General features: G+C 52.0%; 18 protein-coding genes, 1 tRNA gene and 2 pseudogenes. 9 read left to right on the top strand and 12 right to left on the bottom strand.

Annotated features, from left to right (window positions below; genetic code table 11):
• Positions 1–72: 72 nt before the first annotated feature.
• The 5 genes from yahO to AC0TN7_RS16540 form a co-directional block, all read right to left on the bottom strand.
• Positions 73–348, bottom strand: a complete 276-nt coding sequence (gene yahO, locus AC0TN7_RS16560; RefSeq protein WP_024906894.1) for a DUF1471 family periplasmic protein YahO — start codon at positions 346–348, stop codon at positions 73–75.
• A 150-nt stretch (positions 349–498) separates the two neighbouring features.
• A complete protein-coding gene (locus AC0TN7_RS16555) occupies positions 499–1,530 on the bottom strand; it encodes an ABC transporter ATP-binding protein (protein ID WP_473702275.1) in 1,032 nt (343 codons plus the stop codon).
• 1 nt (position 1,531) lies between these two features.
• Positions 1,532–3,106 (bottom strand): ABC transporter permease, encoded by a 1,575-nt coding sequence (locus tag AC0TN7_RS16550; RefSeq protein WP_473702274.1) that lies wholly within the window; start codon positions 3,104–3,106, stop codon positions 1,532–1,534.
• A gap of 24 nt (positions 3,107–3,130) precedes the next feature.
• A complete protein-coding gene (locus AC0TN7_RS16545; protein ID WP_024906891.1) occupies positions 3,131–4,147 on the bottom strand; it encodes an iron ABC transporter substrate-binding protein in 1,017 nt (338 codons plus the stop codon).
• 648 nt (positions 4,148–4,795) lie between these two features.
• Complete coding sequence (locus tag AC0TN7_RS16540; RefSeq protein ID WP_463727002.1) at positions 4,796–5,185, bottom strand: HumD family translesion DNA polymerase; 390 nt, start codon at positions 5,183–5,185, stop codon at positions 4,796–4,798.
• Between the two features lie 366 nt (positions 5,186–5,551).
• Between AC0TN7_RS16540 and AC0TN7_RS16535 the strand changes: the two genes are divergently transcribed.
• The 4 genes and pseudogenes from AC0TN7_RS16535 to AC0TN7_RS16520 form a co-directional block, all read left to right on the top strand.
• Positions 5,552–6,619 (top strand): acyltransferase family protein, encoded by a 1,068-nt coding sequence (locus AC0TN7_RS16535; RefSeq protein ID WP_248163519.1) that lies wholly within the window; start codon positions 5,552–5,554, stop codon positions 6,617–6,619.
• 55 nt (positions 6,620–6,674) lie between these two features.
• Entirely contained in the window at positions 6,675–7,670 is a 996-nt protein-coding gene (locus AC0TN7_RS16530) for an acyltransferase family protein (protein ID WP_248163518.1), read from the top strand.
• A 451-nt stretch (positions 7,671–8,121) separates the two neighbouring features.
• Positions 8,122–9,302, top strand: a pseudogene (locus AC0TN7_RS16525) (IS3 family transposase).
• A pseudogene (locus tag AC0TN7_RS16520) lies at positions 9,290–9,844 on the top strand (site-specific integrase); the annotation flags it as partial. The pseudogenes AC0TN7_RS16525 and AC0TN7_RS16520, both read left to right, overlap by 13 nt.
• A gap of 15 nt (positions 9,845–9,859) precedes the next feature.
• On the opposite strand, the gene AC0TN7_RS16515 reads toward AC0TN7_RS16520, so the two are convergent.
• Positions 9,860–9,936, bottom strand: a tRNA-Arg gene (locus AC0TN7_RS16515).
• Positions 9,937–10,214: 278 nt separating this feature from the next.
• On the opposite strand from AC0TN7_RS16515, the gene AC0TN7_RS16510 reads away from it, so the two are divergent.
• The 3 genes from AC0TN7_RS16510 (at position 10,215) to fimZ (ending at position 13,099) form a co-directional block, all read left to right on the top strand.
• A complete protein-coding gene (locus AC0TN7_RS16510) occupies positions 10,215–10,913 on the top strand; it encodes an EAL domain-containing protein (protein WP_048991446.1) in 699 nt (232 codons plus the stop codon).
• Between the two features lie 24 nt (positions 10,914–10,937).
• The gene (locus AC0TN7_RS16505) at positions 10,938–11,666 is read left to right on the top strand and encodes a helix-turn-helix transcriptional regulator (protein ID WP_024906887.1); all 729 of its coding nucleotides are present in this window, start codon (positions 10,938–10,940) and stop codon (positions 11,664–11,666) included.
• A gap of 800 nt (positions 11,667–12,466) precedes the next feature.
• The gene (gene fimZ / locus AC0TN7_RS16500) at positions 12,467–13,099 is read left to right on the top strand and encodes a fimbria biosynthesis transcriptional regulator FimZ (protein WP_024906886.1); all 633 of its coding nucleotides are present in this window, start codon (positions 12,467–12,469) and stop codon (positions 13,097–13,099) included.
• Positions 13,100–13,150: 51 nt separating this feature from the next.
• Here fimZ and sfmF read toward each other — a convergent pair whose 3' ends face one another.
• The 6 genes from sfmF to fimA all read right to left on the bottom strand — a co-directional run bounded on the left by sfmF (position 13,151) and on the right by fimA (position 19,162).
• The gene (sfmF, locus tag AC0TN7_RS16495; protein WP_024906885.1) at positions 13,151–13,672 is read right to left on the bottom strand and encodes a fimbria assembly protein; all 522 of its coding nucleotides are present in this window, start codon (positions 13,670–13,672) and stop codon (positions 13,151–13,153) included.
• A 9-nt stretch (positions 13,673–13,681) separates the two neighbouring features.
• On the bottom strand, positions 13,682–14,689 hold the full coding sequence (gene fimH, locus AC0TN7_RS16490) for a type 1 fimbria D-mannose specific adhesin FimH (protein ID WP_024906884.1): 1,008 nt from the start codon (positions 14,687–14,689) through the stop codon (positions 13,682–13,684).
• Positions 14,682–17,243, bottom strand: a complete 2,562-nt coding sequence (locus AC0TN7_RS16485) for a fimbrial biogenesis usher protein (protein WP_473702273.1) — start codon at positions 17,241–17,243, stop codon at positions 14,682–14,684. Before AC0TN7_RS16485 ends, fimH begins: the two co-directional genes overlap by 8 nt.
• Before the next feature lie 14 nt (positions 17,244–17,257).
• Entirely contained in the window at positions 17,258–17,950 is a 693-nt protein-coding gene (gene fimC / locus AC0TN7_RS16480; protein ID WP_024906882.1) for a type 1 fimbria chaperone FimC, read from the bottom strand.
• A gap of 34 nt (positions 17,951–17,984) precedes the next feature.
• Complete coding sequence (gene fimI, locus AC0TN7_RS16475) at positions 17,985–18,530, bottom strand: type 1 fimbrial protein subunit FimI (protein WP_048991450.1); 546 nt, start codon at positions 18,528–18,530, stop codon at positions 17,985–17,987.
• A 68-nt stretch (positions 18,531–18,598) separates the two neighbouring features.
• Positions 18,599–19,162, bottom strand: coding sequence for a type 1 fimbrial major subunit FimA (gene fimA / locus AC0TN7_RS16470; protein WP_023310641.1), 564 nt, complete (start codon positions 19,160–19,162; stop codon positions 18,599–18,601).
• Positions 19,163–19,471: 309 nt separating this feature from the next.
• Between fimA and folD the strand changes: the two genes are divergently transcribed.
• A complete protein-coding gene (gene folD, locus AC0TN7_RS16465; RefSeq protein WP_008499332.1) occupies positions 19,472–20,338 on the top strand; it encodes a bifunctional methylenetetrahydrofolate dehydrogenase/methenyltetrahydrofolate cyclohydrolase FolD in 867 nt (288 codons plus the stop codon).
• Position 20,339: 1 nt separating this feature from the next.
• A complete protein-coding gene (gene ybcJ, locus AC0TN7_RS16460; protein ID WP_023310640.1) occupies positions 20,340–20,552 on the top strand; it encodes a ribosome-associated protein YbcJ in 213 nt (70 codons plus the stop codon).
• Positions 20,553–20,627 lie beyond the last annotated feature (75 nt).

Below are 20,627 nucleotides of genomic sequence, written 5' to 3'. Positions count from 1 at the left end.
CCGCGTTGATGAGGAGGTTTGGCGAGAAATGAGGGGAACAACCACCCCGTTGCGGGGGTGGCTGCAATGACGTTATTTTTTCTTGTAGATATTGGCCGTACCGTGAATTTTATTGTTGGTGTTCCCTGACGTGAGCACCAGGACATCTGCGCCTTTCTTATCGGCTTTCTCAATCAGTTCTTTTTTTGCATCATCAACCGATACCTCATTCGAGGTACTTACCGTACCGATTTTTTGATACTGAGACGCAACTTTCTTGAACTCATTTTTTGTCAGCAACTGAGCAGCAAAAGCATTGGTCGTAAACAGTAACGCCGTTCCCAACAAAATAGCAGTCGTCTTTTTCATAACCTTTTTTCCTTGAGATTAATCAGCAACTACGAAAAACCTCACGCATTGTGGTGAGGTTTTATGAGCATGGTAGAGAATCTCAGGAAATGCCATACGTTCGGGAAAATTCTTTTATAACAACCCGTTGCATGAAATTACTAACGAATATTAAGAATAGTCGAATACCCGCGCGGTGCCAGCAATATCAATGCGTACCGCCGTGCCCGGGTTCCATCCTGGCTGGCTGACGGTCTTCAGAATCACGGGCTGTTGCTGCCCGGCTAATCCGAGGGTGAGCGTCGATAGCTGTCCGGTGAAGTCCACATCAAGAATCGAGATCGGGCTTTCATGTGAGGCGCATGCCGTCACGCGTAATTGTTCAGGGCGCATCATCACCCTGCCCTGTCCTGTCGCATGCGCGTTGTCCGTCGGCACTTCACCCAGCGCGCACACGGCATACCCGGCAGCGAGTTGAGCTGGCAGGATCACGGCGTCGCCAAGAAACAGCGCCGTCTCTTCGTCAACGGGACGGGTGTAAACCTCATAAGGCGTACCGACCTGTGTGAAGCGTCCGGAGCGCATCACGGCAACCTGCGTGGCAAAGGACAACGCTTCGTTCTGATCGTGGGTGACCAGAATCGAGGCCACGCCCGCTTCGGCCAGCAGATCGGCCGTTGCCTTACGCGTCATGGCGCGCAGGCCGGTATCCAGCGCCGAGAACGGTTCATCCAGCAGCATCAGTGAAGGACGCTGGGCCAGCGCACGGGCAAGCGCCACGCGCTGCTGCTGTCCGCCGGAAATTTCGTGGGGCCAGTGCGTTGCCAGTTGCCTGTCCAGAGACACCATTTCCATCAGCGCCTCAACGCGCTGGCGTTTCTCGTGGCGGGTGCCGTCCAGCCCCCAGGCAATGTTGTCTGCCACATTGAGGTGCGGGAACAGCGCCCCCTCCTGAGGTACAAAACCGATCCCGCGCTGGTGAGCAGGGACAAAACGGTTTTCATCAAACAGCGTTCTCCCCTGCATGACAATACGCCCGGTGTCAGGCGTTTCGAAACCGGCAAGAATACGCAGCAGCGTGGTTTTCCCCGACCCGGACGGCCCGACAATCGCCGTCCTGCTCCCCGGCGCAACGCTCAGGTTTAAGCTGTCGAGCACCTGCACATCAGAAAACGATTTAGAAATGGCGGTTAATTCAAGCATGTCATAGCCCTGCAATTTTTTTCGACTGCATATAGAGAATGGCGGTCAGCGGGAGTGAAATCAGGATCATCAGCATCGCGTAAGGCGCGGCGGCAACATAGTCAATTTCACTGGTCAGCGCCCAGAATCCGGTGGAGAGCGTGCGCGTGCCCAGCGGAGAGAGCAACAGCGTGGCGGTCAACTCGTTGCTGACGCCGAGGAAAACCAGCGCGGCACCCGCCGCCGCACCCGGTGCGGCCAGCCGCATCGTGACGCTCCAGAGCGCCTTCGCGGGCGTGCTGCCCAGGCTGCGCGCCACATTTTCCAGCTCGACCGGCGCCTGCGCAATTCCCGCCCGCAGGTTGATGAGCGCTCGGGGCATAAACATCAGCAGGTAGGCCAGGAACAGGGTAATTTCCGTCTGGTAAATGGGGCGGGCGTAATGAATGGTGACGGTGACCAGCGCCAGCGCCGTGACAATGCCCGGCAGTGAACTGGTGATATAGATGCACCCTTCCAGCATCCGAAAGATACGGTGCGGATAGCGAATACCGAGCCACGCGATGGGGATCACGCACGTCGTCGTCAGCAGCGCACCGCCCACGCCGAGCATCAGCGTCTGGCGCAGGGAGTGCCAGAGATCGGGACTCATCCAGTTTTGCACGCCGCCGAGCCAAATCCAGCGACACAGGACAATCAACGGCACGCCCAGCGCCAGCACGATCAGCACGATGAAAAACAGCTGGCCCAGCGCGGCAGCCGCAGGCTTCAGCGGCCAGCGTTTCTGTTCGCGCGCGGCCCCGGCGCCAATGCGCGCGTAGCGTGCTTTTCCGCGCGTTACGCCTTCCAGCACCAGGATAGCCAGACAGCATAAGGCCAGCACGCCCGCCAGCATGTTCGCCGCCGGGCCGCTGAAGGTAGACTGGAACTGGTCATAGATTGCCGTGGTGAAGGTATCAAAGCGGATCATCACGTACAGGCCATATTCCGCCAGCAGATGCAGCGCCACCAGCAGCGCGCCGCCGCAGATAGCCAGCTTGAGCTGCGGCAGCACCACGCGGAAAAAGACCCGCCAGGGCGGCGTGCCGAGCGATGCGGCGACATCTTCAAGCGTCGGGTCAAGACGACGCAGCACCGCCGCAACCGGCATATAGATAAACGGATAGTAGGCCAGAACGGAGAGGAACACGCCCGCAGAGAGCCCATGCATGGACGGGACAACGCTCACCCAGGCATAGCTTTGCACAAACGCGGGGATCGCCAGCGGGGCGACCGCCAGTGCAGACCAGATCCCTCGTCCGGCAAGCTGTGTGCGCTCGGTGAGCCAGGCTATCGCCACGCCCGTCACGATACACAGCGGAACCGCTAAAGCCGTCAGCCACAGCGTATTGCTGAGTAGCTCAGCAACACGCGGGCGAAACACCAGCGCCTTAATGGTTTCCCAGCCGGTCTCAATGCCAATGGCAATGATAAAACCCAAAGGCAGAAGCGCCATTAATGAAAACAACACAGCTAACGCAACCATCGGCAGTGCAGGACGCCTGCGGGCAGGCTCCTGCACTCTGTTTTTTCCGATGTCGAGACTCAGACCAGACATAAGACGTTCACTTCACTCTCAGGATCACAGCAGACCGGCTTGCGTCATCAGCTCGATAACTTTTTTACTGTTGAGCGTTGAAGGTTCAACTTTCGGTGCATCAAGATCTTTCAGCGGGACCAGTTTCGGGTTTGAGGCCGCGTTTACGCCCACAGCGTATTCAAAGGCGTTGTTGGTACGCAGACTTTCCTGGCCTTCTTTACCGGTAATGTATTTGATGAAGGCCTGCGCCTGCGCTTTGTGCTTGCTGGACGCCAGCACGCCACCGCCGGAAAGGCTCACAAACGCGCCCGGATCCTGGTGTTTGAAGTAGTAGAGCTGGGTGTTTTTGCTGTTTTCACCGGTTTTGGACTGATCGACAAAGCGGTAGTAGTGATAAATCACGCCGCCATCAATCTGGCCGGCATTGACGGCTTTCATCACCGTGCTGTTGCCTTTATAGGCAACGAAATTGGCTTTCATCGCCTTAAGCCATTCCAGAGTGGCCTTTTCGCCTTTCAGAGCCAGCATCGCGCTCACGATGGCCTGGAAATCCGCGCCTGACGGTGATGCCGCCCAGCGGCCTTTCCACTCGGGTTTCGCCAGATCCATCAGCGACTTAGGCAGCTGCTGTTCGTTCAGTTTTGCCGGGTTATAGACGAATACCGTGCTGCGGGCGGCAATGCCGATCCAGCGACCATGCGCAGGACGATACTCTGCCGGTACCTGCTTCAGGGTGTCTGCATCCAGCGGCGCAAACAGGTTAGCGTTATCCACCAACACCATGGACGGTGAGTTTTCCGTCAGGAATACGTCGGCCGGCGATGCGCTGCCTTCCTGAACCAGCTGGTTACCCAGCTCGCTGTCATCACCATTGCGCAAAGTCACTTTAATGCCGGTTTCTTTGGTAAAACCGTCAACCCACGACTTCACCAGGTTTTCATGCTGCGCGTTATACACAACGATACCTTCGTTGTTATCTGCGGCAACTGATTGTGTGGAAAGGAAAAGGGATGACGACAACAAGGCAAGCGAGAAGCAGGACAGCAGGCGAGAATTCATGAACATATCCTTAATTGACCAACGGGAGTAACCACTCATAGCTTTGTGGGACAGGATTAAAGCATACAACAACGCTAATGATAATTAGTATCAATCCAGTTTACGCGTAAAAGTGTAAAATTTCTTTTTTATGGAATTTGAAATGATAAAAACCCAGATTTAAGAAATGAGAAGAATAAAGATTAAGAAAACCTTAAGGCTGGTGATAACGGCTTTTGATTAGACTTCTATTTATTACGCGGTTATTTATCGGATAAAGGGAAGAATAATGAAACTGATGACAAACTCTGCCATTAATAATATAGCCGCCTTTCTTGCCTGCTGGCGCAGCGCTTACCCGGCCTGCATTTCTCACCGTTGCAGTGCCATGCAAGCGTAGCGACGCCGTACGAAACGCACAGAATGCGCTTTGTCTGCAGCCTGAACAATGACGTTCGAAAAGAGTAAGGAGAGGGAGAGACGTAGATAACTGAGACTAAATGGCACGCCCTGTAGGATTCGAACCTACGACCTACGGCTTAGAAGTTCCTGGAACTACCTGAGCTAACAACAACTTACCCCATCACTACTGCGTTCACACGTCCCATCTTCGAAAAACATGCAAAGCCTTGCAAACCGATGCAAAGCTTTGTGTGTCCCATTTCTGTCTCACATCACCGGGCAGTCATCAAACTCACCAGACCGTGCATCGTTGATGATGTATATGATCACCCCAAACACTGGCCGCGATGTATCTGATGCATCATTCTTGTCCGGCAACCTATCTCGCTTGCCATTCTCCAGATTCTCCAGGTGAGGCTCCGGGTGCGTACGGTATCGCTTAATCCTGAACTCTCCCTCATCAGTGCAAACCAGCAATGAGCCGTCACATGGCGTAAGTGACGCATCAACGACAAGAAGGGCACCGCTAATGATGCCTTCGCGATAGTGTGTAGCACCGGCACGCATGAAGTACGTAGCGGCTGACCTGGTTACGATGCCCCAATCTAGTGATATGCGCTGCTCAACATAGTCTTGCGCTGGACTCGGGAATCCCATGATGCACCTCCGATTTAAACTGTATGCATATACAGCACAGAAAGGACTGATGGTTATCAATAGATGATCTATCATCCTCTTGGTGCTAAACTCATGCGCATCATAATTCCTGTTGAATAATCATATGCTTAATTGTTTATGCATACATGATTATCAAAGATGCATAAAGGTATAGCAAATGTTGAGCTCTGTTTCTGAAAATTTGGTAAGATTCGCAGGTCTTATGAGCGCCATTGTTTTTTTTCAGGGTATAGCTCAGGAAATACAGTTCTAATTATTTTATAGACGGTGATGACCGGGGTTTGGCTGCAAATGGACTACAGAAATATAAAAATGTTAATCTCTACGAATAAAGAGTAATTTTTAATGAATAGCAAAATAATTTCCGTTCATTACCTTAGGGCCGTTGCTTGCATTGCGGTGTTGGTGAGTCATTTTTCAGGACTTCTTATAATTAACGGTAACCCCATACCTTACCTTGAAAGAGGTGCTTTCGGTGTGGATTTATTCTATATAATAAGTGGATTCATTATTTATATTTCATCAGAAAATAAAGAAAGAAACACACCTGCTAAGTTTATTGCAAAAAGGTTTTTCAGGATATACCCACTGATGATTGTAGCATGGGTTATAGGGATGACTTTTGTATTTAGTTACAGCGGAGTGTGGGGGTTCTTCTCTCCGCTCCTGCTTGTATATCAGAACTATGATGGGCTTGCCCCAAAGTTTGGAACACATGCAATGGGGACTCCATGGACTCTGGCATATGAAATGCTGTTCTATGGCATATTCGTATTTGCTTTATCTATTACACATAAGTATCGCGCAGTTCTGTCTGTTGGTATCTTGTTGTTAATCCCCATAGCTCTGCAAATTGTATTTAATGGTTCGTTCTCTATTCTAAGCTCTGCATTTGCAAAGGCAGACGAGAGCATTCCGCTATATGGTATAATAAGAATGGCTAGCGGAACAATTATGTTCGAATTTGCTATAGGCATAGTATTGGGTGTTTTATTTAAAAAAATGCGCAAGATTGATATATCATCAACAGCATCTACAATAATTTTTTATTCTGGAGCACTGTTGGCGTTAGCAATACTTATGACAAATGGAGATTTGATATCAACATTTGGTCTGCAAGGATACTTTATTCCTTCTCTTATTCTTTTCCTGTCTTTCTTCTTCAGGGATAAAACATATACTATCAAGCACAATGATTTCCTTGATTTCTTTGGCAACATCTCATACTCACTTTATATAACACATTTTATTATTTATGTGTGGATAGTTCACCATCTTGATCGTGTCTGGATGGAGCCAGTGCGTGGATACCCAATAGTAATAATAGGAATGGTAGTTAGCGTGATTTTTTCATGGGCTTGCTTCCATCTGGTAGAGAAGCCAGGCGTAAAGTTAGGGAAAAGATTCTCATAACAGAGGCGTAGAGTACGCCTTTTAAATTAATGTTACACATAATACTGGTGATACAATGGAAATAAAGTCATTAACAGGGGTTCGTGGAGTGGCTGCTTTTTACGTAGTCACGTTCCATCTGGTAGAGCGGAATTTTGGCGGAAGAATTGATGATTTCCTTACCAACGGATACCTTGCTGTTGATTTCTTTTTCATCCTTTCAGGATTCATTATGAGTATGGTTCATAATGAATTTTCAACTAAAGGATCTGGAAACTACTCTTACTTCATGTTTAAGAGATTTATACGTATATATCCAGTATACATATTCCTTTATGTTTCATCTGTTATACTTGCAAGCGTGGAGCATGGCATAACAGAGAGCCCATTAACATTTTTGATTAATGGCCTTCTGCTTCAATCATTGTTCGGGTTTAATTACATTGCCTCGTCATGGTCAATATCTACTGAGATGTTTGCATACTTGTTGTTCCCGGCAATGCTAATGACAATATCAAAAACAAAGTACATTATACCAATAGTAATTTCAGCTCTTGCATCACTTATTTACCTTTCGGTAAGCAATGAGATACTGGCATTCTCTGTTAATGCTTCAGGAGGCCTGAAGTCTATCCTTAGATGCCTTGCTGATTATTCTTTGGGTGTAACATCATATGTTTTGTTTGCAAATGGAAGAGTTATAAGCAACAGAATCTCATATGCATTATGCCTCATTCTTGCTGTACTACTGGTTCTTAGGCAAGTCGATGTATATATCATTGCACTATGTGCTATAATAATACCCTCACTCGTTGATGAAACCAATGTGGTTTCAAGGGTGCTGTCGATTAAACCAATCCATTATCTTGGACAAATATCATACTCTCTTTATTTGGTGCATTCATTGCTGATCAATCAACTAAGTTTTGTTTTTGAAGGCACACAGCAATGGAGAATCGCATTAATTTTTATCTTCTCAATATTAATATCTATGTTTACATATCACTGCGTAGAGAAACCTTGTAGATCTTACCTATCAAAATACGGAAAAGGGTTTAATAATAATATATAATTCTAACCAACCCTACCCACAATAAAAAATACAATATGAAAATGTGGGTAGGGCATGCCGCTATTCTTTCCTATACTCATTTACACGTTTGTTCCATCTGCTCTTATCCAGTGGCTAGTGGTAGGGTTCCAAAAGATAGGCAGCCCAAGTTGGGTATCAAAAAACTCAAATCCAGGTGGTGGGCTAGATGGTCTTTCTGCGGTATTGCCATAATTTGATAGCAATGTGTCAGGAACTCCAGTGCAGAACCAGTTCTTGTAAGCTCCTGAGCCTATTATGTTGTTATCGCTAGTATTACCGGTAAAATTACACCCTATGATCTTAGTGTGGCTGCTATTGCTTCCACAGTTGAGGCCATAAGCCTGATTTAATGATGGCATGTCATACCTGAATCGCCACGGGTTTAACAGACACCTCAGAGTCATTTAAGATGACTTAAAGAGAGGTGCCCATGAGCGGTAAGCGTTATCCTGAAGAGTTTAAAATTCAAGCAGTCAAACAGGTTGTTGATCGTGGTCATTCAGTTTCCAGTGTTGCAACACGTCTCGATATCACCACTCACAGTCTTTACGCCTGGATAAAGAAGTACGGTCCGGATTCTTCCACTCATAATGAACAGTCAGATGCTCAGGCCGAAATCCGCCGTCTTCAGAAAGAGTTGAAGCGGGTTACGGACGAACGGGACATATTAAAAAAAGCCGCGGCGTACTTCGCAAAGCTGTCCGTCTGAGGTACGCCTTTATCCGCGACAACAGCCGTTGCTGGCCTGTTCGTTTGCTCTGTCGGGTTCTGGATGTCCATCAGAGTGGATTTTATTTCTGGCTTCAGCAGCCACATTCACAGCGTCACCATACAGACCAGATGCTGACCGGGCAGATCAAACAGTCCTGGCTTGAGTCTGGCTGTGTCTATGGTTATCGCAAGATCCATCTCGATCTGCGTGATACCGGACAGCAGTGCGGAGTGAACCGGGTCTGGCGGCTGATGAAGCGTGCCGGAATAAAAGCTCAGGTTGGGTACCGTAGCCCACGGGCACGTAAAGGCGAAGCCAGCATCGTGACACCCAACAGGCTCCAGCGGCAGTTCAATCCGGACTCACCGGATGAGCGTTGGGTGACGGACATAACCTACATCCGAACCCACGAAGGCTGACTGTATCTGGCCGTGGTGGTTGACCTGTTCTCCCGAAAAGTTATCGGCTGGTCAATGCAAACCCGCATGACAAAAGAGATTGTCCTGAACGCTTTACTTATGGCGGTGTGAAGGCGTAATCCTCAAAAGCAGGTACTGGTTCACTCTGATCAGGGCAGTCAGTACACGAGCCATGAGTGGCAGTCGTTCCTGAAATCACACGGTCTGGAAGGCAGCATGAGTCGTCGCGGTAACTGCCACGACAACGCGGTTGCGGAAAGCTTTTTCCAGCTACTGAAACGCGAACGGATTAAGAAAAGGATCTGCGGAACGAGAGACGAAGCCAGAAGCGATATTTTTGATTATATCGAAATGTTTTATAACAGTAAGCGTCGGTATGGTTCGAGCGAGCAGATCCCACCGGCTGAATATGAAAACCTATATTATCAACGGCTCAGAAGTGTCGAGATTATCCGTGGCGATTCAGTCCTGAGCCGCTGAAGTCGGTTGTTAAGTTTGCGCTGACAACCGGGCTTCGTCGTTCGAACATAATCAATATGGAGTGGCAGCAAATCGACATGCAGCGTCGGGTTGCCTGGGTGAATCCTGAAGACAACAAATCAAACAGAGCTATTGGCGTAGCGCTTAATGATACGGCGCGATCAGATTGGCAATCATCATAAATGGGTGTTCGTCCATATGAAAGCCGGTATTCGTCCTGATGGTTAAAAGACTCCATCAGTGAGGAAGATGCGGGTTGATGACCAGAGCGCGTGGAACGCAGCATGTCGCCGTGCAGGCATTGAGGATTTCCGATTCCACGACCTGAGACACACCTGGGCGAGTTGGTTAATTCAGTCCGGCGTTCCGTTATCTGTACTGCAGGAAATGGGGGGTGGGAAAGTATCGAAATGGTTCGTCGATATGCCCACTTGGCACCTAACCATTTAACTGAGCATGCGAAGCAAATTGACTCAATTTTTGGGGTTGATGTCCCAAATATGTCCCACACCGGAAATAAGGAGGAAGCGAAAGAAGCGTAAGTGCATGATTCATAATGGCACGCCCTGTAGGATTCGAACCTACGACCTACGGCTTAGAAGGCCGTTGCTCTATCCAACTGAGCTAAGGGCGCACTGAGAAGCGTGTGCTTCGCGGTGGTGAAACGCGAAGAATTATACGGTCAATGGCAGGTGAGTCAATGCCTTTTCCGCTTTCCAGGGCAATTACCGCTAGCCGATTGTAAATACGGCTATTTTCTCAACATTTCTCCCTGTTTCACCGTAAAATTTAGCGCTGCGAAAAGGCCTAGTTGCATTTAAGTAACGCCTGCTGTTTTCCTGAACGTCAGCTCGTCACACTAGAGTCAGATATCCCGGCCGCCTGGAGGCTGACAGACAACAGGACAATGGAGTGACAGCGCAAAACCTGATCGATACGCCCCCCCGGTTACAGTACCTTTCTCAGGACATCGTCGGCATTAAGCTTGAGCCTATCGTCGCCCTCACCTCCTTGCGCCAGGTTGGCGTGGAGGTACTTAGCGTTCTGTCCGACACGCGCCACAGCGAGGACTTTTTTTGCGATCGGTCCGCTGAATGGTCGATAACCCTGCTTGAAGCGCAGCTTGCCACGCTAAAAAATACGCCGCACGGACATAACCTTTTTATTAATCTGCCGATAACCGTCCTGACGGAGCCTGCGTCTTTTCAGCGACTTATCAGGTTACCTGGCGTGCAGCTCAATATTGAGATTGTCGACCTCGCGTCCTTTTTGGCGCTAACCGTCGCACAGAAGCAGCATGTGGTTCAGAATCTGCAGCAACTTAGCAGACAGGGACACGCTATCTGGCTGGATGACGTGGACGACGTCTTAGTGCAGTCGTTTTTATCCTGTCGACTCCCGTTAAGCGGCGTCAAAATAGATAAGGAAGCATTCTGGCGTTTACGCGACACCCCTGCGCTGAGGCAACTGGTTTCCCTTTGCTTTCAGCTGGCCGGGAAAGTGCTTATTGAAGGTATTGAGACTGAACGCGATCGTACCTGGGCACTGCAGGCAGGCGCAGACCTCGGCCAGGGATATTACTGGCCGTCCTGGACATGGCCGGAGGATTAAAACGCCATTTCCAGGAGGGAGACCATGCGAATGACAGTGCGCCGTTACCGGCGGCGGCGTACAGGAAGTGATGCACTGGGATTTACGCGCTCACCTTTTGCTCCCCCCTTTTTCGACCGACTCGAATTTTTGAGCCAGTCCATCAGCCAGCCCCGCAAAACAGACGCCCCTTTTATCCTTCTGGTGACGGAGGATCACTACCTGCGCACCGGCTTTCTCAACGGGCAGTTTCCTCTGAGCAGCTGCTGCGACTACGCCACGCTGGACGACGCCCTTATCGCGCAGACACAGTGGCCCTCCGCCCGTCTGGTCGTGGATATAGAAAGCCGGTCCACGGGGCTGCTGGAGAAACTGGATCAGTTGAGAAGGCATAGCCTGTTTCCTCCGTTCCTGACGCCCTGGCTGTTAGTCCGGGCCGATAATTACGACACCCGCCTCTTCTGCAAAGCGGCAGGTCCCTTTCATGTGCTCGAACGTCAACTGAACGCCGCCGCGCTCCAGCACAGCCTGCTGGATACCCGCCCCCCGCAGGGGTCCGACAAAGACTGGTTCTCGCGCAATGAATGGCCCATCCTGCAGGAGCTCTCACGGGGCAAGACGCTGCGTCAGATTGCCCTGATGCAGAATCGCCCCTATAGCCGCATTATCTATCGTCTCAGCTGCATCCTGCTGAAGCTGGGGCTGAGCCATCGCCAGGAATTGCTTCATCTTCTTAATAACCTCTCAGACTGCACGTTTTCACTCACGTCCTAACCCCTTATTTCCTAAAGCGGTTTAGGAATTTACTTACCAACTGCGTTACATAAATGTTAATTTTTAACAATAAAATCGAATTTATAACTATTCCTAATTTATGGGCGTAAACCTTGTGAAATGCCATAAATTGAATGAACGGCAGCACTTTCCTCCATCCGTTAAGCGAATGCAGATAGCGTTAACAAGATGATAATGATGTAAAAACAAGCAGCTTAGCGACAACGTCCAGGAGTAAAAAGCGAAGCGGGTAGCATGTTCTCCTGCGGACCTGGCGCCGTTATCGTGGTCAACGCAAGCACTTTCGGATGAAGGTCTACCGGCCTGCGAGGGCAATTTTTAACCTCCGCGTCGCGGGTTCGCCCCCAGAAATGATGTCTATTTTTGTTAACAATTGATCAACATACAGAGATATCTGTTATTTTTTGTTATTACATAAAGATGAAAATATGCGGTAAATGAGATAATAGGATATTTCCGCTAATTTTAAAAAAATAGTGATTCAGATCCAGAAGATAATACAAACCCATACGCGGATATTAATTTACAGGGTTTTCGGAAAAAACTTACCCTGTATAATAAGATGCGTACCAAATTTGAATAAGAAAAACCTTTTTGCCAACACCAGCCTAATGAGATGACCGCGCTGAGGCATAGTTCTTTTCATTACGTAAACAAGGATGCTTTCGCTCTTTCCAGGGAAATACTACGGTATAGGGATCTGCACATTATATCCTTCCGGCATTTCGAGAGTTTTACCAAACTCTGCATAACGCTTTTAACAATCTGAGGCATTAAAAATGAAACCGGCATCCGTTATCATTATGGACGAACATCCTATCGTCAGAATGTCGATAGAAGTCCTGCTACAGAAAAATAAGAATATCGCAGTCAAGCTCAAGTCTGGCGATAGCCATGAAGTCCTTGACTGTATCCGCAATCACCCTATCGATCTGGTGATCCTTGACATTGAACTCACGGGCACGGATGCTTTCGCTTTACTTAAGAGAATCAGAAACTTAAACAAAGAGATTAAGGTTCTGTTCCTCTCGTCTAAATCAGAGCTATTTTACGCGGGTCGCGCCATTCGCGCCGGGGCAAATGGCTTCGTCAGCAAACGGAAAGATTTGGGTGAGATCTACAACGCCGTAGAAATGATCCTGATGGGCTATTCCTTTTTCCCGTCGGAAACGCTGAACTTTATAAACCACCTGGGTTCAGGGAAAGGGATGGCAGTAGATATGCCATTATCGAATCGTGAGGTCACGGTATTACGGTATCTGGCGAATGGATTATCCAATAAGGAAATTGCTGAACAGCTACTATTAAGCAACAAAACTATTAGCGCGCATAAATCCAATATTTATTCCAAGCTGGGTGTGCAAAGCATCGTAGAATTAATTGATTACGCCAAAGCGCACGAACTGCTTTAACCTGAATTCACTCCCTGCAGCTTATCTGAGCTGCAGGGAGTGCGGTCAGTGCTAATTATAGTTAATCATAAAGGTGGCATCCGCATCGGCTCGTCCGGGCTGAGGATTATCTGCGGTGGCAATATAATTGGCATAAAACGACAATGTCGCATTCCCCTGCGCATCAACCGACACCGGCTGGCTGGCCTGCTGGAGAGCCAGACGCGTTTTATCCGCATCCCTGATCTCTACCGCGACATGACTTGCTGTACTGGCGTCATTGAGCGCCAGCAAACCGTTATTGCTCCCGTCAGCTTTACCCGAAAACGTAATGGACGCCGCGCCCGGCGGGCAGCCGGTCAGCTTCAGCGTAAACGGCATGGGCTGCGTGCGGCTTCCGGTGGTGCTGAGCTGTTTCGTGGGCCAGGTGCCCAGCGTGACGGTCTTGTCGCTGTCGCTGCCCTCGGCAACGCAGGTAAAATCGACGATATTGCCGTAGAGCCGAATGTTAATTTCGCCCAACGCGGTGTCCGCCTGAGCCTGTGTGCAAAGCGCAAGAAGCGCCACGGTGATAAAACGGATCCCGTTTCGCATATTGGCTCCTTAGTCGTAATCCACGCGCAAGTACCCGCGCGAGGTGAAACGCCCTTCCGCTGGCTTATTGCCCGTCACGCTCACCGGCCAGACCCGGATCCCCACCTGCGCCTGCGCGCTGTCGTCAAGGCGGAACGGAATTTTGCTTGTCAGGTTGTTAGGCGTGAGCGGCGCTCCGCTCTCGTTGGCAATGATGAACCCCACATCCGGGTTATCCGACACCAGCACATTATCAGAGACTTTTTCCGCCTCGACGCGCATCGTCAGCATGGCGTTCGCCTCCACGTTGGTGCATTTGATCGCAATGGTTTTGCTTTGCGATGAGACGCCCTCCGGCTTGTTACCCACGCCCGCCTTGCTGAACAAAGAGGCGCCAATGTCACCGAAATCAAACTCCACCACGTTACCGGCATTAATGGCGCAGCTTTGCGGCACCTGAATGGTTCCGCTGTAGCTAATGGTATAGACCGGCGTGGTTAGCGGATCGGAGGAGGTAGTGGTGACGTAGACGCGGAACATGGTGGCACGCGGGATCACCACCATGTTGATAAAACGCCGGGTCACCTTAAGACGGAAGACCAGGCTGGAGTCCTGAACGCCAAACGGTTTGTTTTTGGAGACGTTAGGATGGCTCCCCATCTGGATATAGCTTTTTGGCGGGTAAAACACGCCAGCATAGCTGTCCGTGATTTTCATGGCCCCGTCCAGATAGTCGTTCAGCTTCAGATACTGGTAGCCATCGCTGGTCCCGGTGATTGGATAATCCGTCACATAGCTGCGCTTGGTGGTGTTCCCGGTCGTGCCCTTCGGGCAGACGGCATTCACCCCTACCCACTGCGATTTTTCGCTGAGCGTCACGACCTGTCCAATCTGGTTATTCGAGCTATTGAATTTATCCGTCAGGTCGTAATGCACCTCCGTCGGCACGCCTTTCTCATTGACGCACACGGTAGCGAATGCGTTTGTCGCGGGCAGTAACGCCAGCAGCGACAAGGCAAAGATTTGGGTTTTAATCACAGCTGATCCCCTTAAGTGTGATTGCCTGTTGCAGGCTCTGTTCAGACAAGCTGTAAGGTGCGCGACACTGGGACTGCGCCCCGTCGCCCCACTGGATCAGCAGTTCGCCTTCCAGCGGCAGCCCACTCAGGTAAATTTGCCCGTCATCCCCCACCATGCTGGTGACACCGCTTCGGGTTTCACGGACCACCGCGCCGAACGGCACGGGCTGGTTACCGCGCATCACCGTCAGCAGAGCGCGTACGCCAATGCGGGTATCAAAGCTGGCGCGCACCAGCGCGCCTTTCGTCGGCACCACGCTGCTCACGTTGTTTTCGATATCGGTGTTGTTGTTCATGGTGTTGGTATCCAGCGCCACGCGGTTGTAGCGATAGACGGTGGCATACGGCATCACCGCGTAGCCTCGCCAGTCGGTTTTCACCCCGGTCTGGTTTTCAATGCTGACGCCTGATGCCCCCGGCGCTTTGATCAGCACGTTGGTGTCGCCCAGCGGCTGGCTGAAGGTCACGCCGTCGGCGTGTCCGACCACCCCGCCGGAGAGCTGCCAGTTGAGATCGTGCTGATCGTCGCTGTAGTTGTAGCCCACGCCCAATGTGCCGTAAGTCGCCTGCCAGTTGGCGCTGGCGCTTCCGCTTGCGCCGTTGGTGCTGGTGTGTCCCTGGGTCACGCTGTAGTTCAGGTTGCGGTCCTCCAGCAGCGTTCCGCTGACGCCGGTTTGCCAGCTTGTGTCGCCATCGCTGTTTCGACTGGCGGATGCCGTAGCGTAGGCGCGGTCAATCGCGCTGTCCCTGCGATAGCCCTGACGGGTAAAGAGGCTGAACGGCACGGAGACGTTAAATGACGCGATCCGATCGGTGCCGTCTATCCCAACGGATTTGTTCCACGACCACGAAACGGAGTAGTTGATCCCCTTCACGCCGCCCGCATAGCCCAACTGGTACCAGAGGTTCGTCTCATCGGTTCCCCAGTAGGTCTGCTCGCTACCGGAGATATAGACCGAGCCGTAGTCCCCCAGCGACTGAGATACGTTGAGCTGGAAGCGGCCTTTTTTATTCCACGTCAGGTTGTGATAACTCTGCACGTCTGGAACATCGTTATCGTTCTGGCTATCGGCATACTGATAGCCTTCCATTGAGCGCCAGGCGACATCGTCGAGGGTGTAAAAGCCTTTCGTGGAGTAGCGGTAGCCCAGCAGCTGGAAGTTGGTGCCGAAGCCGTTAAGGGATTTCGCATAGAGGAAGCGCAGAGACTGCCCTTCATGCTTGCTGTCGTCCGCAAGCTGGCTGCGGGCGTGGGTGATATCGAGCGAGACCGCGCCCCAGTCGCCCAGGTTTTTTCCGGCTCCGACGGCCACCGCGGTATAGCGTGACGCCAGCTGTGTCCCGCCGTAGAGCGTGTAACCGTTGGCAAGACCGGTAATCAGGGTTCCCTGGGTGAAGAACGGCGTGTCCTGATCGCTGTTACCGCTGCGGTAATCCCCCGCGACGAGGTCGTACTTCCAGCGCCCTTCACGCTGCAGAAGCGGCACGGTGGAGTACGGCACGGTATAGCGCTGCTGGGTGCCGTCTTTCTCTTCGACCGTGACCTCCAGGTCACCGCTTGAGGAGGTCGGGTTAAGATCGGTAATGGCAAATGCGCCCGGCTGGACATAGCTTTGATAGATAACGTAGCCATTCTGGCGAACCACCACTTTGGCGGGCGTACGGGCGATCCCGCGCACGGTCGGCGCGTAGCCCTGCAGGCTGTCCGGGTACATGCTGTCAGACGAGAAGAGCCGCCCGCCGCGGAACCCCATGCTGTCGAAAACGTCATTCCCGGTATTGCTGTCGCCCAGCACCAGTTCGCTTTTCAGCGGGATAACGGTGCGCTGCGCCCAGGTGCCAATATTCTGCCACTCGCTGTGACGCTGCCCGTTATTCTGCGTGTACCGCCATGCGCCGTTGTTACGTAAACGCCAGGCGCCATAGTTCAACCCGCTTTGCAGGTTCAGATAATAGCTGTCGTCTTCGCTTCCCCGGTTACCGGTGAAGCTGTAGTTCACCAGCGCGGCGGGGATGCCTTCATCCCACTGTTCGGGCGGAATATAGCCCCGGGCGCTGTTCTGCAATGCCACCTGCGGCAGGCTGACGTCCAGACGCTGTGAGGCAAAGTTGAATACCGTTTCGCTGCCGGGTATGGCCGTAGCCAGCGGAACGCAGGTCTCGCCCTGCACCTTAGCCAGCTCGGGAAACGCCGCAACGTTGACGCCAAAGCGGTCAAGCATCGCGCGCGTAATGCAGGCCGATAAACCGCCCGCCACCGGCGGCGTGTTCTCGGCCTGCTCAAAACGCACGTCCTGGGTACCGATAAACTCATCGTTGCGCCAGATATCCACGCGATAAACGCCGGGTGCCTGCTGGTGTCCTTGTTCAAAACGCGACAAATCCGCCACGCTGGCGGTGTCGTCGGACAAAAAGGCCGGGTTGAAATAGCTTTCGCTCCAGCCAGCCTGCGGCCAGAGCGCAGCCATCAGCGCCAGCGCAACCGGGCAGTAACGTCTCTGGTGGTTTTTCATCGCCCTGACTCTGCTCACAGGTTGACGCTACGCGCCGGGGTGATGGCACCGTAGTCATTCACGCTCTGCCAGGAAAGCGTACCGCTGGCACCGGCTGGCAGCACCTGCTGAGCCGAGCTTTTCGGCGCAACCATCAGGTTATCCAGCTGCTGCCCGCCCAGCTTCAAATTGACGAGGGTGATGTAATACGGGGACGCGTTGCTAACTTTGAGATGGTTACCCGCGCGTTCGAACCGCAGCTGGGAAAGCGCCTCTTCCGGCTGCATCGCCAGGTTGTTAGGGCGTACAAACAGCTTGATGCGCGAGAGGATCGCCAGCTGCAGCACGTTATTGTTTTCCGTTTTGGCTTTGTTCACTGACGGGATCGCCTTCACGTTCATGTAAAACAGCGATTCGCGGTCGGCAGGCAGCGCCGGCCCGGCGTAAATAATACGCAGCGTGTTTTCACTGTTCGGCTCGCTAACAAACAGGGGCGGCGTGACGGCAAAGGTTTTTTCTTTTTGCCCGTTCGCATTTTCGATCCACGCGTTAATTAAATAGCGTTCCTGTTTGTTGCTGTTGGTGATCGCCAGCGACGTTTGCTTCGCCTCTGCCGGATAAATAACGCGGGTGGCCCCCAGCGCAATACCGCCGGATGCATTTGCGCAGGAAGAAACCATCATCAAAATAAACGATAAAAAAAGTCCTGGTTTAATTAGGGTATTCATCACAACCGTACCTTTAATAATGTGTTCGCAGGTGTTATGGATAAATCAACGTAAACCAGACATCCGACTGAATTTTGCCTGGCTCGAGATGTTCGGAAATAGCCCGATAGCGGGCGCTAAAATGGAACGCGAGCTCGCGAGTTTCGATCGGCAGCCAGCTGATGGCCGTGGCGTTTGGGATAATCTGACGCTGCTGTTCGTCAAAGAGCGCCAGCCCGACGCCGCTGCTGACAGGTGTTTCACCCGGCCGCGATGTCGCCAGAAAGACCTGCGGATCCTCTGCGGGTGTGACGCCCTGAAACTGGATCCCCACGGTGCGCGAAACATCCACGCTGCAGTCCAGCAGCCGCACGGTGAAAGGCACATTCACCGTGGAAAAACTGCCCACGCCGGAAAATGAATTGGTTCGGTACTGCCCCATGTCGATGCGCATATTCTGGCTATCGGGCGCCACGGCGCAGCCGCCGTTCACCAGTTCACCCCGAAGATGAACCTTGCCACCTTCGATCACCACGGTATGCGCCGATGCCGGGCAAGCCATCGCAAGGGTTAACAGCAGTAGTGTTCCAGTCCTTGTCATCCTTCGTTCCTGGCAATAGCGTATGACGGGCCTCGTCCCTGAGGCCTGAACATCCCTGTGCGGAGGAATTACTCGTATTTCATTACGAAGGTGGCGTCAGCGTTCGCCTGGCCCGGCTCGGTGGTGGCAGCCGTTGATTTATAACGCGCGGTGAACTTCAGGGTGTTGGTCCCTTCGATCAGCGTCTGCGCAGCAGAGAAGGTCGCGCCGTCTGGGGTCAGAACGCTGGATTTGCTGTCGAGGATCTCGATACCCACGCCTTTCGCGGTGTTGTCGTTGTTACCGGAGGTCACGGCCAGCAGGGTTTTGTCGGTTGGGTCGATCTGACCGGTGAACGCAACAGCTGCAGTTTTGGCAACCAGCGGATCGCAATCATTCAGTTCAATGTTGAATGGAATATTAGAGGTGGTGTCGCCCACTTTAGTAAATTTCGCGGTGCGATACTGACCCAGATTAACGGTCTGCTCGGAAGAATCCGTATTTACTGAACAAGCGGCATTAACCAGCTCACCTTTAAAATGTACGGTACCGCCATTTACGGAAACCGGCGCAGCAGGATCTGCTGCATTTGCGGCACCCGCAACCAGGGCCAAAGTTGCAATAACAGTAGAAGCAATGTTGCTGAGTTTCATGTCTATTCCTTTAAAATGTAAATAACCCTTCCCGCGAATAATCGGGAATAAGAAATACGTTCAATTGAGTAATTGAAAGCTTATTTCGGAGGAGACAAAGTAGCTCAGGAGGCGATTTTTAAATATGTCAAAACGCTGCCATTTCGCCAGGTCACATCCTAATCCCGCCTAAGAAATTGACCATCCCTTAAGAAGGGTTTTTGCGTCTTGCTGATAAAAACGCGTAAAGGGTGACTGACAGCGAGGCTCGCTTCTGACAAAATACACGCATCCCCCCTTTCAAACGTTACAGACGGAATCTTCTCTCTGATGGCAGCAAAGATTATTGACGGTAAAACGATTGCGCAGCAGGTGCGCTCTGAGGTCGCGGAAAAAGTGAAGGCGCGTAAAGCCGCCGGAAAACGCGCCCCCGGGCTGGCCGTTGTGCTGGTTGGCAGCAACCCGGCATCGCAGATTTATGTCGGCAGCAAGCGCAAAGCGTGTGAAGAGGTCGGCTTCGTCTCCCGCTCTTACGATTTGCCGGAAACCACCAGCGAAGCAGAACTGCTGGAACTTATTGACACTCTGAATGCCGATAAAGAGATCGACGGCATTCTGGTTCAGTTGCCGCTGCCAGCAGGTATCGACAACGTGAAGGTGCTGGAGCGTATCGCACCGGATAAAGACGTGGACGGTTTCCATCCGTACAACGTTGGCCGCCTGTGCCAGCGTGCGCCGCGTCTGCGCCCGTGCACGCCGCGCGGCATTGTGACGCTGCTGGAGCGCTATAACATCGATACTTACGGCCTGAACGCCGTGGTGATTGGTGCCTCTAACATCGTGGGCCGTCCGATGAGCATGGAGCTGCTGCTGGCCGGCTGCACCACCACCGTGACCCACCGCTTCACCAAGAACCTGCGTCATCACGTCGAAAATGCCGATCTGCTGATCGTCGCGGTCGGTAAGCCGGGCTTTATTCCGGGCGAGTGGATTAAAGAGGGTGCGATCGTCGTGGACGTCGGGATTAACCGTCTGGAAAACGGCAAAGTGGTTGGCGACGTGGTGTATGAAGATGCCGCCGCGCGCGCCTCTTACATTACCCCTGTACCGGGCGGCGTGGGTCCAATGACCGTCGCAACGCTGATTCAGAATACTTTGCAGGCATGCGAAGAATATCACGACGTAGAGGACGCGTAAGATGGCGACTTTTTCATTAGGTAAACATCCGCACGTTGAGCTGTGCGATCTGCTCAAGCTGGAAGGCTGGAGCGAAAGCGGCGCGCAGGCGAAAATCGTTATCGCCGACGGGCGGGTGAAAGTCGACGGCGTGGTAGAAACGCGCAAGCGCTGCAAGATTGTCGCGGGCCAGACCGTGAGCTTTGAAGGACAGAGCGTAACCGTTACGGCCTGAGCCCTTTGATGCCCGGTGGCGCTGCGCTTACCGGGCCTACGTACGGTCTCCGTTTGTAGGCCGGGTAAGGCGAAG

Source organism: Enterobacter sp. PL_is511 (genome assembly GCF_055816065.1).
The sequence above is the reverse complement of the archived record's forward strand: the minus strand, read 5'-3'. Positions and strand labels throughout refer to the sequence as shown.